The 12,315-nt window shown below is 63.0% G+C and carries 14 protein-coding genes; 13 read left to right on the forward strand and 1 reads right to left on the reverse strand.

All coding sequences use genetic code 11. The features are described from left to right. Window positions 1–46: 46 nt before the first annotated feature. From ACMGF8_RS05770 to ACMGF8_RS05810, 9 genes are all read left to right on the forward strand, one after another. The gene (locus ACMGF8_RS05770; protein WP_060841856.1) at window positions 47–292 is read left to right on the forward strand and encodes a type II toxin-antitoxin system Phd/YefM family antitoxin; all 246 of its coding nucleotides are present in this window, start codon (window positions 47–49) and stop codon (window positions 290–292) included. Continuing rightward, window positions 282–563 (forward strand): type II toxin-antitoxin system RelE family toxin, encoded by a 282-nt coding sequence (locus ACMGF8_RS05775; protein ID WP_102862559.1) that lies wholly within the window; start codon window positions 282–284, stop codon window positions 561–563. Before ACMGF8_RS05770 ends, ACMGF8_RS05775 begins: the two co-directional genes overlap by 11 nt. A 142-nt stretch (window positions 564–705) precedes the next feature. Continuing rightward, a complete protein-coding gene (locus ACMGF8_RS05780) occupies window positions 706–1,134 on the forward strand; it encodes a MarR family winged helix-turn-helix transcriptional regulator (protein WP_102862560.1) in 429 nt (142 codons plus the stop codon). Continuing rightward, complete coding sequence (locus ACMGF8_RS05785; protein ID WP_416758965.1) at window positions 1,131–3,218, forward strand: FUSC family protein; 2,088 nt, start codon at window positions 1,131–1,133, stop codon at window positions 3,216–3,218. The genes ACMGF8_RS05780 and ACMGF8_RS05785 overlap by 4 nt, the downstream gene beginning before the upstream one ends. Further along, complete coding sequence (locus ACMGF8_RS05790) at window positions 3,215–3,424, forward strand: DUF1656 domain-containing protein (protein WP_011058538.1); 210 nt, start codon at window positions 3,215–3,217, stop codon at window positions 3,422–3,424. Before ACMGF8_RS05785 ends, ACMGF8_RS05790 begins: the two co-directional genes overlap by 4 nt. Further along, complete coding sequence (locus ACMGF8_RS05795) at window positions 3,421–4,311, forward strand: HlyD family secretion protein (protein WP_102862562.1); 891 nt, start codon at window positions 3,421–3,423, stop codon at window positions 4,309–4,311. The genes ACMGF8_RS05790 and ACMGF8_RS05795 overlap by 4 nt, the downstream gene beginning before the upstream one ends. Next, on the forward strand, window positions 4,308–5,756 hold the full coding sequence (locus ACMGF8_RS05800) for an efflux transporter outer membrane subunit (RefSeq protein ID WP_416758968.1): 1,449 nt from the start codon (window positions 4,308–4,310) through the stop codon (window positions 5,754–5,756). The genes ACMGF8_RS05795 and ACMGF8_RS05800 overlap by 4 nt, the downstream gene beginning before the upstream one ends. A gap of 93 nt (window positions 5,757–5,849) precedes the next feature. After that, window positions 5,850–6,485, forward strand: a complete 636-nt coding sequence (locus tag ACMGF8_RS05805; protein WP_102862564.1) for an NADH:ubiquinone oxidoreductase subunit N — start codon at window positions 5,850–5,852, stop codon at window positions 6,483–6,485. Between the two features lie 211 nt (window positions 6,486–6,696). After that, window positions 6,697–8,199: a YdgA family protein gene (locus ACMGF8_RS05810; RefSeq protein ID WP_416758970.1), complete on the forward strand. Its 1,503-nt coding sequence runs from the start codon at window positions 6,697–6,699 to the stop codon at window positions 8,197–8,199. A 173-nt stretch (window positions 8,200–8,372) separates the two neighbouring features. On the opposite strand, the gene ACMGF8_RS05815 is transcribed toward ACMGF8_RS05810, so the two are convergent. Next, the gene (locus ACMGF8_RS05815) at window positions 8,373–8,966 is read right to left on the reverse strand and encodes a DUF4291 domain-containing protein (RefSeq protein ID WP_102862566.1); all 594 of its coding nucleotides are present in this window, start codon (window positions 8,964–8,966) and stop codon (window positions 8,373–8,375) included. 192 nt (window positions 8,967–9,158) lie between these two features. Here ACMGF8_RS05815 and ACMGF8_RS05820 point away from each other — a divergent pair, with 192 nt between their 5' ends. From ACMGF8_RS05820 to ACMGF8_RS05835, 4 genes are all read left to right on the forward strand, one after another. Beyond that, window positions 9,159–9,437 (forward strand): BrnT family toxin, encoded by a 279-nt coding sequence (locus tag ACMGF8_RS05820; RefSeq protein WP_102882683.1) that lies wholly within the window; start codon window positions 9,159–9,161, stop codon window positions 9,435–9,437. Further along, entirely contained in the window at window positions 9,415–9,678 is a 264-nt protein-coding gene (locus ACMGF8_RS05825) for a BrnA antitoxin family protein (RefSeq protein ID WP_102862568.1), read from the forward strand. The genes ACMGF8_RS05820 and ACMGF8_RS05825 overlap by 23 nt, the downstream gene beginning before the upstream one ends. 201 nt (window positions 9,679–9,879) lie before the next feature. After that, window positions 9,880–10,440: a YbhB/YbcL family Raf kinase inhibitor-like protein gene (locus ACMGF8_RS05830; RefSeq protein ID WP_416758973.1), complete on the forward strand. Its 561-nt coding sequence runs from the start codon at window positions 9,880–9,882 to the stop codon at window positions 10,438–10,440. Between the two features lie 88 nt (window positions 10,441–10,528). Then, entirely contained in the window at window positions 10,529–12,298 is a 1,770-nt protein-coding gene (locus tag ACMGF8_RS05835; RefSeq protein ID WP_416758975.1) for a vWA domain-containing protein, read from the forward strand. The last annotated feature ends 17 nt before the right edge of the window (window positions 12,299–12,315 follow it).

A 12,315-nucleotide genomic window follows, 5' to 3' on the forward strand; every position in this document is an offset into this window, starting at 1 on the left:
GTGGACTATTTAGACCAGAATCACGACCTGAATTGAGGTCATGATTATGCAAAGTATTCTGGCTGACAAAGCCGTCAGCGTATCTGAGTTGAAGAAAAACCCTTCTGCCGTCTTGAGTGGTGCCCAGGGCGGGCCAGTGGCGGTGTTGAATCACAACCGTGTCATGGGCTACATGGTTCCGGCCGAGGTTTTCGAAGCGTTGATGGAACGCCTGGATGATCTGGAGTTGGCCGAAATCGTTCGCGCGCGCAGCCATGAGACGCCCGTTCCGGTCAGTCTGGATGACTTATAGGCTTGAGTTTCTGCCTTCGGCACACAAGGAATGGAGCAAGTTGGGGCATACGCTTCGAGAGCAATTCAAGAAAAAGCTCGCCGAACGGCTTGAGGTGCCGCGAATCCCCGCTGATGCCCTGCACGGGCTTGCCGATTGCTACAAAATCAAACTCAAGGCTTCGGGCTACCGGTTGGTATATCAAGTGATCGAAGAACGCGTCGTGGTTTGCGTGGTTGCGGTAGGCAAGCGCGAGCGTGGCGCTGTGTACGAGCAGGCCAGGAAACGCTGAGGTTTGCTGGCAAGCGGTGTTTCTCCATCATCAGGTAATTGTTACAAAACTTGACTGAATTTATTCGGCGATGCCATATTGATAGTTAGCAAACTAACAGTGTGCGAACAGTCTTGTGCCTCATTCCCTTGAATCACTCCACATGAACATCAGCAGTGGCATGGTGGTTGCGTCCCGGCATTGGCGGCGTATCTGCCAGACCACCCTGGTCAACTTTGGCATCTCCGAAGCCTGTGCGGTGCCCCTGTTGATGATCGGGCGCCTGGGCGAGGGCGTGCGTCAGGTCACGGTGGCCCAGGCCGCGGGGATGGAAAGCCCATCCCTGGTGCGTTTGCTGGATCAACTGTGCAGCGCCGGCTACGTGTGCCGCAGTGAAGACCCCAACGATCGCCGGGCCAAATGCCTGAGCCTGACCGACAGCGGCCGCGAGCTGGTGCACGCCGTGGAGAGCGAGTTGGTGCGCCTGCGCCATGAAGTCCTCGAAGGCATCAGTAGCAGCGACCTGGAAGCGGCACTGCGGGTGATTCGCGCCTTCGAGTCCGCCAGCCATGTACCGGCGCTGCCATCTTGAAAGGCTTTTTCACCGGCATGCCCCCCGCGCGGGACTGGTTCTACGGTGTCCGCACTTTCGCCGCCTCGATGATCGCGCTGTACATCGCCATGCTGATGCAGATGCCGCGTCCCTATTGGGCCATGGCCACGGTGTACATCGTCTCCAGCCCCTTTGTCGGCCCCACCAGTTCCAAGGCGCTGTATCGGGCGGTCGGCACCTTTCTTGGCGCGGCGGCGGCGGTGCTGCTGGTGCCGATGTTCGTGCAGAGTCCCTATGTGCTGGTGCTGGTCATCGCCCTGTGGACCGGGATCTTGCTGTTCCTGTCCATGCATTTGCGCACTGCCAACAACTACGCCCTGATGCTGGCCGGCTACACCTTGCCGCTGATTGCCCTGCCGGTGGTGGACAACCCCCTGGCGGTGTGGGATGTGGCCGAGGCGCGCACCGAGGAAATCTTCCTCGGCATCATTTGCGCGGCGGTCATTGGCAGCCTGTTCTGGCCCCGGCGGCTGGCCCCGGTGTTCGTCGATTCCGCCGGCAAGTGGTTCGCCGATGCCGCGCTCTACAGCCAGCGCTTCCTGGCCCGCAACGTCCAGCCCGAAGAAGTCAGCGCCCTGCGTGCATCGATGGTGGGCACCTTCAACAGCCTGGAGTTGATGATCGGCCAGTTGCCCCACGAAGGCGCCCGGCCGCAGACGGTGCGCAACACCAAGGAGCTGCGCGGACGGATGATCCACCTGCTGCCGGTGGTGGATGCCTTGGATGACGCCCTGTACGCCCTGGAACGACGCGCCCCGGAACGGGTGGCGCAATTTGCCCCCTTGCTGGCCAAGGCCCAAGCGTGGCTGCAAGGCACCGCCCTTGATGCCTCGGTGCAACACTGGCAAGCCCTGCGCAGTGAGCTCGAAGCCCTGCAGCCGAGCGCCGAAGCCTTGGATGACCGACGCCAATTGCTGTTCTCCAATGCCCTGTACCGCCTCGGCGAGTGGATCGACTTGTGGCAGGACTGCCGCAGCCTGCAGCACGCCATCCAGTGCGAAAGCCAGGACACCTGGCGCGCGGTCTACCGGCATTGGCGCCTGGGCCGGCTGACGCCCTTTCTCGACCGCGGGCTGATGCTGTATTCGGCGGGCTCGACGGTGCTCGCAATCATCGTCGCCTCGGTGCTGTGGATACTCCTGGGCTGGACCGACGGCGGCAGCGCGGTGATCCTCGCGGCGGTGGCCTGCAGCTTCTTCGCCTCCATGGACGACCCGGCGCCGCAGATCTACCGGTTCTTCTTCTGGACCGCGATGTCGGTGCTGTTCGCCAGCCTCTACCTGTTCCTGATCCTGCCCAACCTGCATGACTTCCCCATGCTGGTGCTGGCCTTTGCCGTGCCCTTTATCTGCGTCGGCACCCTGACGGTACAACCGCGGTTCTACCTGGGCATGCTCCTGACCATCGTCAACACCTCGTCCTTCATCAGCATCCAGGGCGCCTACGACGCGGACTTCCTGAGTTTTGCCAACGCCAACCTGGCCGGGCCCATGGGCCTGCTGTTTGCCTTTGTCTGGACCCTCATCGCCCGGCCGTTCGGCTCGGAGCTGGCGGCCAAGCGCCTGACCCGCTTCAGCTGGCGCGACATCGTCAGCCTCTCCGAGCCGGCAACCCTGGCCGAGCACCGGCACATGGGGGCGCAGATGCTCGACCGGCTGATGCAGCACCTGCCGCGCCTGGCCATGACCGGCCAGGACACCGGCGCCGCCCTGCGGGAGTTGCGCGTGGCGCTCAATGTCCTGGACCTTCAGGCCTACGCGCCACGGGTACAAGGACAGGCCCAGACCCTGCTGCGCCGGGTGGTGGCCGAGGTCGGCGAATACTTCAAGGCCTGCCTCAAGGCCGGTGAGCGCCTGCCCGCACCCAGTGCGTTGCTGATGACCCTGGATCGCACTCGGCGAGCGCTCAACAGCCAGGGCCTGCAAGGCGACGACGAAACCCGCCTGCATCTGCTGCACGCCCTCAGTGGCCTGCGCCTGGCGCTGCTGCCGGGGGTGGAATTCGTCGCCACCGGCGAGCTTGAACAACCCCTTCCCCATGGCATTGATGGAGCGCCCTTGTGATCGGTGATCTGGATATCAGCGGGGTGTTCCTGCCCACGCTGCTGGTGCTGATGGGCATCACCTATGGCTTGTACCTGTTGGTGCACGGGGTGCTGACGCGCTTGCACTTTTATCGTCTGGTCTGGCACCGGGCGCTGTTCAACGTGGGTCTCTACGCGCTGCTGTTGGGCGCGGTGGACTCTCTGAGTCGATACCTGATGACATGAAAAAACCTTTATTGACCATTGGCCGTGTGGTCCTGACGTTACTGGTGGTGACCTTCGCGGTCGTGGTGGTCTGGCGCATGGTGATGTACTACATGTTCGCGCCCTGGACCCGGGACGGGCACATCCGCGCCGATATCGTGCAGATCGCCCCGGACGTGTCCGGGCTGATCCAGCAGGTGGAGGTGCGCGACAACCAGCTGGTCAAGCGCGGCCAGGTGCTGTTCAGCATCGACCAGGACCGCTTCAAGCTGGCCCTGCGCCAAGCCAAGGCGGCCCTGGCCGACCGCCAGGAAACCCTGGCCCAGGCCCAGCGCGAGGCCAGGCGCAACCGTGGCCTGGGCAACCTGGTGCCGCGCGAGCAACTGGAAGAGAGCCAGTCCCGCGAGGCCCGTGCCCAGTCGGCCCTGGCCGAGGCCCAGGTGGCGGTGGACAGCGCCCAGCTCAACCTCGACCGCTCGGTGGTGCGCAGCCCGGTGGAGGGCTACGTCAATGACCGCGCGCCACGGACCCAGGAGTTCGTTACCGCTGGCCGGCCGGTGCTGTCGGTGGTGGACAGCAATTCCTTTCATATCGATGGTTACTTCGAAGAAACCAAGCTCGATGGCATTCATGTTGGTCAGGCGGTGGACATCCGTGTGATCGGCGATCGCGCGCGGCTGCGCGGGCATGTGGAAAGTATCGTCGCCGGGATCGAGGACCGTGACCGCAGCAGCGGTTCCAACCTGTTGCCCAACGTCAACCCGGCCTTCAGCTGGGTGCGCCTGGCGCAACGGATTCCGGTGCGGATCGCCTTTGATGACGTGCCGGCGGACTTCCGCATGATCGCCGGGCGCACCGCCACGGTGTCGATCCTCGACCACCAGGCCAAGCGGGAGCCCGGCCAATGAACAGCGGCGCACGTTTGGCCCTGGCCGGACTCGGCCTGCTGCTCACGGCCTGTCAGATGGTCGGGCCGGATTACCGTCTGCCCAAGGACGCGGCGCTGCAACGCCAGGACCTGCAGGGCCAATTGGCCGCCCAGGGCGCCAATGTGGTGTCGGCGCCGGTGCCCACCGACTGGTGGCGCCTGTACCAGGACCCGCGCCTGGACCAGTTGGTGCAGCAGGCCCTGGCCTCCAACACCGACTTGCGCGTGGCCGCGGCCAACCTGGCTCGGGCCCGGGCTCAGGTGGATGAGGCCCAGGCAGCCGGTGGCTGGAGCGGCGGGGTCAAGGCCGGGGTCGAACGTTTGCAGGAATCCGGCGAGGCCTTCCTGCTGCCGGAAAAAGTGCCGGTGGCCAACGTCGGCAACCTGTCCATCAGCACCTCTTACCAGTTCGACCTGTTCGGTACCCTGCAACGCGGCATCGAAGCGGCCCAGGCCAATGCCGACGCGACCCAGGCTGCGGCTGACACCGCCCGCATCACCCTGGTGGCGGATGTGGTGCGCGCCTACACCCAGGTCTGCGCGGCCAACGAGGAGCGGGAAATCGCCGAGCACTCCCTGCGCCTGCAAGCCCAGAGCACCGAACTGACCCAGCGCCTGCGCGATGCCGGGCGCGGCGACGAAACCCAGGTCACCCGTTCCCAGACCCAGTTCAAATCCCTGCGCGCCGAGTTGCCGCGCTATGAAGCCGCGCGCCAGTCGGGGCTGTTTCGCCTGTCGATGCTGCTGGCCAAACCGCTGGATCAACTGCCCGCTGGCACCGGCACGTGCGCCGAGTTACCGCACATCGCCCAACTGTTGCCGGTGGGCGATGGCGCGGCGCTGCTCAAGCGGCGTCCCGATGTACGGCAGGCCGAGCGTCAACTGGCCGCCGCCACCGCGCGCATCGGGGTGGCCACCGGGGCCCTGTACCCGGACATCAGCATTGGCGCGACGGTCGGCACCGTGGGCATCCTCGACAACCTCGGCAAGCCCTCCACCAACCGCTGGGGCTTCGGCCCGCTGATCAGCTGGAGCGTGCCGGCCAACGGCGCCCGTGAACGCATTCATGAGGCCGAAGCGGCGAGCCAGGGCGCCCTGGCCCATTTCGACGGAGTCGTGCTCAACGCCATTCGTGAAACCCAGACCGGCCTGGCCCAGTACAGCGCCCAGCTGCAACGCCGCGATGCTCTGGCGGATGCCGAGCAGTCGGCGCAACTGGCGGCGGACCAGACTCACCGTTTCTTCCAGGCCGGGCGCGCTTCCTTCCTCGCCGACCTGCAAGCCACCCGCACCTACACCGATATGCGCGCGCAATTGGCAGCGGCCAACACCCAGGTGGCAATGAGTCAGATCGATCTGTTCCTGGCCCTGGGCGGCGGTTGGGAAAGCGGACGAACGCAAGGCTCGCAACCCGCGAAACCCTGAGGCCGTTGCTATGCTTTGATCAGTTGGAACAGTCCCGCGTGCAATGGACTTTCCAGCCGATCAAAGCATGTGATGGTCATGGGGATTCCAATAATGAAAAACCCTTATGCTCCGGGCTTCTGGTGTGCGCTCTGTGCACTGGTGCTGCTGTCTGCCACCTACTTCTACGGCATCATGCTGGCCCACCAGATCGACAAGGCCATGGTGTTCCTCGACAGCGCCAGCGCGCTGATCGCGGTGTTGGCCATCGGTGTGGTGGCCTGGGCCTCGTGGCAAAGTCAGAAAATCAAGAAAAGACAGCTCGAACAGAGCAAGACCCTGGTGATGATCTGGGACACCAAGGTGGCTCTGCGCCGGGTTGAGACCGTGTTCGACCGTTACTTCTGGGGAAGCTACTGGCAGCCGGGGCGGACCTTCGCCGAAGTCATGGGCGAACTCACCGGCACCCCGCTGGAAAAGAGCCTGGAAGCTCTGAAAAAGCAGTGCATCCTGCTGGACAAACAGGCCGATGACGGACGCCATTGGCTGAACAATGCCCGGGAGCTGTCGGATGTCGCCACCGCCATGGCGCGGGAGCGATACCAGCTGGATTTCTGTGATCCCCGCGGCGAATCCCGTGGCAACAGCCCGGTGATCGATCGTGACTTCGAAGTACTGGTCTACACCTGGAGCGCCCGTCTCAAGAGCTTCGACCATCAACTCGACGCCCTGGAAGTCCAATACTCCTGAGCTGCAAGCCTCAAGCCTCAAGCCTCAAGCCGCCTGCTGCCTTTAGCTTGCAGCTTGGCGCTTGAGGCTTGGGGCTTTTTAGCTTTTGTTGGGCTCGCGCTAGCCGCCAATGGTAATCTGCGCCGGTTTTGCGCGGAGTCGAGCCGCAACCCGTCATGGGTTCAGGGAAGACGAGCACACCTTCAAACAACGGATATTGATCGGGTCAGACATGAATAAATCAGCAGGCGTACTGTTAGGAATCGTCGTCGCGGTAGGTGTCATCAGTGCCGGCGGCGCCTGGTACACCGGCACCAAGCTGGAAGGGGTTCTGCAGCAGCAGGTGGTTGAAAGCAACAAGGAGCTGCAAGCGGCGCTGATCGGCTATGACGCCACCGCTACCCTGGAACTGGTGTCCCTGGAGCGTGGCGTGTTCAGCAGCGACGCCCGCTACCGCCTCAAGACCCAGGGCGAGGTGTTCAACGGTGGGCTGGAACTGATGATCGCCGACCACATCGAACACGGCCCGCTGCCTTTCTCGCGCCTGATCCGTCTCAAGTGGCTGCCCGTCATGGCGTCCAGTCATTTCCAACTGGAAAATAATGCCCAGACCGACAAGTGGTTTGCCGCCACCAAGGGTGCTGCACCGTTCAAGGGCGTGGTCAATGTTGGCTATGACCTGTCCGCCGAGGGCACTGTGGATTTCGCCCCGATGGAGCTGGCCCGGGATGAGCTGAACAACCTCAAGTTCTCCGGTCTGAACGCCATCTTCAGCGTCAGCGAAAACCGCCAGAAAGCCAAGGTCGACGGCTACATGGACAGCCTGAGCCTGTTCCTCAGCTCGCCGGATAAAGCACCGCTCAAACTGGAAATCAACGGCCTGACCCTGGCCAGCAACCTGCAAAAGAGCAGCTTCGACTACTACCTGGGGCAGAACACCCTGGAGCTCACCAGCACCAAGGCCACCTTCGGTGACAAGCAGTCGGTGCTGACCCTGAAGAACTTCGAACAGAAGACCTCCAGCGAAGAAACCGGCAGCACGGTAGCGGGCCGCGCGGATTACCGAGTGGGCGAAATCGCCTTCGACGGCAAGACCGTGGGTTCGGCCGAGATGCTCTGGAGCATGAAGAACCTCGACAGCCAGGGCATGCTCGATCTGGTCCAGGTCTATCAGACCGTGCTGCAGCCGTATCAGCAGGCGACCAACGAGGCGACTGCCGAGGGCGAACCGGCACCGGAACTGCAAATGAGCGACGCCGAGCAGGTCAAGGTACGTGCCGCGGTGAACAAGGTCCTGGAAGCCAAACCACAGATCGCCCTGGAAAGCCTGGCATTCAAGACCGCTGGTGGTGAAAGCCGCTTCAGCCTGAGCCTGGACCTGGCCAAGCCGCAGAGCCTGGAACTGCCGCCGGCTGAGCTGGGCAAGCAACTGATCAGCCAGCTGGACGCCAAGCTGTCGCTGTCCAAGCCGATGCTGGCCGACGTCGCCGCCTTGCAGGCCCAGGCCGAAGGCCAGACCGACGCCAAGCAAATCGCCGAGCAAAGCGCCGCCACCGCGGAAATGCTCAGCGCCATGGCCCTGGCCACCCAGTTGGCCAAGCTGGAAGGCAATGCGGTGGTGTCGTCGCTGCACTACGCCAATAACGAAGTGAATTTCAACGGCCAGAAGATGACCGTCGAGCAGTTCGTGGGTTTTGTCATGAGCAAAATGGGCGGTGCTGGCACCTTGCAGTAAGCCCTAAGTAGGGGCGTCTCTGGCGCCCTCCGACCGCGAAGCCCAACGCCCGGTGCTGTTCAACAGCCCGGGCGTTTTGCTGTCCGGAGAGTGGTCGTCATGCAGTGTTTGCACCTCAGTCCTGAGGAGGTAGGGCAGGCGTCGCTGATGGTTGAGCTGGCGCCAAGAGCGACTCATCTGTACTCGCGGGGAGTGGGATATTCCTGTTCTTGCGGAATCAGACTGTGGGCGCCGTCCAAATCACCTAGCTGAATAAGCCGATGAATCTCGTGAGCCAGGGGCGTGACATCGGTGATGCGCTTGATCCACTGGTTCACGTACAACTGCACGGCCTCCTTGCTCAGGCCGATCTGGATCGCGCGGTGTTCCTGGGGCCGCAGGTACAGGTCACGCTCTGGGTCCCATTGAATGCGCACCGGCGACTGGTCTTTCAACTTCAACCACTCTTCTTTGCTCATGGACTCGTCGGCATGGCTCAGGCAGCCGTTGGCCAGGGCCCATTCGAAGCCTTCGCGGCTGATGTCGATGGCGAGGATGCGGGCCTGTCCGGCGTCTTTGTAGCCCCAGCCGGCGCGGTACATCATCCATAGGAAAGACGGCTTTATCCAGGTCATGCGCTCCATCTTGAAGGGCGGGGAGACGAAGGTGCCGTGGGCCAGGGCGGCGTCGGCGATGCTGTCGGAGTAGGCCTGGTAGACGCGGATGGTGTCGGCGTCGTAGAGCGCGCGGATCTGGCGCTGGGGGAGTTCTGTTGCGGGTTTATGCATGGCATTTCCTTATGAAAAGCGGGCGGCCGGGAAGCCGCCCGGGGGTGGATAGAGTACGGATTGTTGACAACAGTGTCGTTGACTGCGACTGGCATGAGCACCGAGTCGACTGTATTTCCAGGTGTTTACCCAGACCGCTTTTGGCGAACGGTCGGCTAGCCTGTATGTACATTTGTAAATACGGAATTGCTCATGTACTTTGAATGGGACGAGGCCAAGAACCACGCCAACCTGCTCAAGCACGGCATCGATTTCAACGATGCCGTGCTGATGTTCCAGCGTCCGGTGCTGTCCTTGCGCGATGAGCGCCTGGACTACGGCGAGGAGCGCTGGGTCAGCCTCGGTTGGATCAGGACCCTGGTGGGCGTGGTGGTCCATACCGAGCGGCGGGGTCATGCGGTGCGCATTATCTCGGCGCGAAAAGCCACTAAACGGGAGGCTAAATACTATGTCCAACGGATCGAAAACTGACGGATCGAAAACGGATTGGGATCGCCTGGCGAAAGCCGATGACCAGAGCATCGATACGTCAGATATTCCCGAGCTGGATGACGATTTCTTTCGCCGCGCCGAGGTGCACCTGCCGGGCAAGAAGGCCGTGACCATTCGCCTGGACGCCGATGTGCTGGAGTGGTTCAAGGGCCAGGGCGCGGGTTATCAGACGCGGATCAACCAATTGCTGCGTCAGTACATGCAGGCCCATCGAGGCTGAGGGCCTGCCGCGTCATGTCGGGCGCAGTGTCTGGCCGGCCGTGAACTGTGCTCGCGATCGCGGTCGGACTCTGAAATATCCATTTACAACTACCCCTGTCCTCAAGCTCAATCTCCCCGCGCCGTGCACGAAGGAGCGCGCTCTTTTGTGCAGGCTATAGTCCTCTGGCCTCCTGATCTCATCTGCAAAAGGTGCTTTCGTATGTCTCGCTTTGCCTCACGCAATACTTGGCTGGCCGCTGGTGCCGTGCTGCTGTGCCTGCAGTTTCCCGTGCAGGCCCAGGAGCGTTTTACCCTGAACATCCCTGGGGTCTCGGATGACCGGCTGTTCACCACCGGCAATGCCAGTGATGCCAAGGGCTGTGGCGGGCACAACAACTCCCCGGCCCTGAACTGGACCGCAGGCCCCACCGGCACCTTGAGCTACGCCATCGTCATGCACGACCCGGACGGCGCCAAGGGCCAGGGTGTGGATCACTGGGTGCATTACGGCATCAAGTCCAGCACTCGGCAGATTCCCGCCGGAGCGGGCACCAAGCCGACTCTGGAAGGTGTGGGCGGCCTCAACAGCCGCAACGGTACTTCCTACATGGGCCCATGCCCGCCAGTGGGTGACAGCGCGCACCACTACATCATGCAGATCTACGCCCTGGATCTGGCGCCGGATGCCCTGCCTGCCGGGCTGACCCGGGCTCAGTTGCTGGAGAAGATCAACGGCCACGTGTTGCGCAATAGCAGTGTGGTGCGCCGCTACTCTCGCTGAGTGAATTTTTTTTCGTGGCTTAACCCGAATGGCTCAGGGGCTTCGTCTGAAGGGGGGAATGGATCATTTCTTCCCGAGGTCAGCCCCCATGTCCCTTCCCGTGCATTTCCTTCGTCCGGTCGCCCAGGGTTTCGCCGCCGGTCTGTTGCTGGCGGTTGCCGGCTGTGGTGTGTCGTCCAAGCCCGAATCCGCCGCCGGGTCGTCAACCCAGGGAGCATTGCAGGCTGCGCCTGAAGCGCAGTACGAGGCGCAACACGCCGATGCCGCCATGACCAAGCGCGTGGCGCATCCCATGAGGTTGTCGGCACCGATGCCGGCGCCCATCGCCGCCCGTGATTCGATCATGGCCGGTTACCGCGACGAGGCCCGTGAGCAGTACCAGAAGTTGCCGGACAACCCGATCCACAGCGTTGCCCAAGCACCGGTCTCGACCTTCAGCGCCGACGTCGATACCGGTGCTTATGCCAATGTCCGCCGCTTGCTCAACCAGGGCAGCCTGCCGCCGGAAGGCGCGGTGCGCCTGGAGGAGCTGGTCAACTATTTCCCCTACGATTACGCCCTGCCCAGCGAGGGTTCGCCCTTCGGCGTGACCACCGAGCTGGCGCCCTCGCCGTGGAATCCCCACACCCGTTTGCTGCGCATCGGCATCAAGGCATCGGATCGCGCGGTGGCGGAGTTGGCCCCGGCCAATCTGGTATTTTTGGTGGACGTCTCCGGTTCCATGGACCGCCGCGAAGGCCTGCCCCTGGTGAAAAGCACCCTCAAGCTGCTGGTGGATCAACTGCGGGATCAGGACCGGGTGTCGCTGGTGGTCTACGCCGGCGAATCGCGAGTGGTGCTGGAGCCCACCTCCGGACGCGACAAGGCGAAGATTCGCAGCGCCATCGACCAGCTCAGCGCCGGCGGTTCCACGGCTGGCGCCTCGGGCATCCAGCTGGCCTACCAGATGGCCCAGCAGGGTTTTATCCACAAGGGCATCAACCGCATCCTGTTGGCCACCGACGGTGACTTCAACGTCGGCATCAGCGACTTCGACAGCCTCAAGGCCATGGCCGCCGAGAAGCGCAAGAGCGGTGTCTCCCTCACCACTTTGGGTTTCGGTGTGGATAACTACAACGAGCACCTGATGGAGCAACTGGCCGATGCCGGTGACGGCAACTACGCCTACATCGATAACCTGCGCGAAGCGCGCAAGGTACTGGTGGACCAGCTCAGTTCGACCCTGGCGGTGGTGGCCAAGGACGTGAAGCTGCAAGTGGAGTTCAACCCGGCCCAAGTCAGCGAATACCGTCTGCTGGGTTATGAGAACCGTGCCCTCAAGCGTGAAGACTTCAGCAACGACAAAGTGGACGCAGGGGAAATCGGCGCTGGGCATACGGTGACCGCGTTGTATGAAATCGTCCCGGCGGGCGAGAAGGGCTGGCTGGAGCCCCTGCGTTATGCACAGGCCAAGGCGCCGCAGCAGGGTGGCAAGAATGGTGAACTGGCGATGCTGCGGGTGCGCTACAAGGCGCCGGAAGGTGGCAGTAGCCGCTTGATCGAACGGCCGATCAGCGCGCAGCAGCCGGCTAAACTGGCTGAGGCCAGCCCCGACCTGCGCTTCGCCGCTGCGGTGGCGGCGTTCTCCCAGCAGCTCAAGGACGGCCGCTACACCGGCAACTTCAGCCTGACCGACACCGCCAAGCTGGCCCGGGGCGCCAAGGGCGAAGATCCTTACGGACTGCGCGGCGAGTTCGTACAACTGGTAGAGCTGGCGCAAAGCCTGCAAACTCAGGCGCCGAAAACCCAGGCGGGAAATGCGCCCCAGGCCGAGGCGCAGCCCGTGGACATGAGCCAGGTGCAGAGCCGCCTTGAATAGCCACATCACGAGCAGTG

The sequence above is a fragment of the Pseudomonas sp. BNK-7 genome, assembly GCF_048072025.1.
GTDB classification, from domain to species: Bacteria; Pseudomonadota; Gammaproteobacteria; order Pseudomonadales; family Pseudomonadaceae; genus Aquipseudomonas; species Aquipseudomonas danubii.

Coding starts and splice junctions, on each gene's coding strand:
- ACMGF8_RS05830 (WP_416758973.1), top strand. CDS start 9,880: ATGTCTCGCTTTGCCTCACGCAATACTTGGCTGGCCGCTGGTGCCGTG.
- ACMGF8_RS05810 (WP_416758970.1), top strand. CDS start 6,697: ATGAATAAATCAGCAGGCGTACTGTTAGGAATCGTCGTCGCGGTAGGT.
- ACMGF8_RS05775 (WP_102862559.1), top strand. CDS start 282: ATGACTTATAGGCTTGAGTTTCTGCCTTCGGCACACAAGGAATGGAGC.
- ACMGF8_RS05800 (WP_416758968.1), top strand. CDS start 4,308: ATGAACAGCGGCGCACGTTTGGCCCTGGCCGGACTCGGCCTGCTGCTC.
- ACMGF8_RS05815 (WP_102862566.1), bottom strand. CDS start 8,966: ATGCATAAACCCGCAACAGAACTCCCCCAGCGCCAGATCCGCGCGCTC.
- ACMGF8_RS05835 (WP_416758975.1), top strand. CDS start 10,529: ATGTCCCTTCCCGTGCATTTCCTTCGTCCGGTCGCCCAGGGTTTCGCC.
- ACMGF8_RS05825 (WP_102862568.1), top strand. CDS start 9,415: ATGTCCAACGGATCGAAAACTGACGGATCGAAAACGGATTGGGATCGC.
- ACMGF8_RS05805 (WP_102862564.1), top strand. CDS start 5,850: ATGAAAAACCCTTATGCTCCGGGCTTCTGGTGTGCGCTCTGTGCACTG.
- ACMGF8_RS05820 (WP_102882683.1), top strand. CDS start 9,159: ATGTACTTTGAATGGGACGAGGCCAAGAACCACGCCAACCTGCTCAAG.
- ACMGF8_RS05770 (WP_060841856.1), top strand. CDS start 47: ATGCAAAGTATTCTGGCTGACAAAGCCGTCAGCGTATCTGAGTTGAAG.
- ACMGF8_RS05780 (WP_102862560.1), top strand. CDS start 706: ATGAACATCAGCAGTGGCATGGTGGTTGCGTCCCGGCATTGGCGGCGT.
- ACMGF8_RS05795 (WP_102862562.1), top strand. CDS start 3,421: ATGAAAAAACCTTTATTGACCATTGGCCGTGTGGTCCTGACGTTACTG.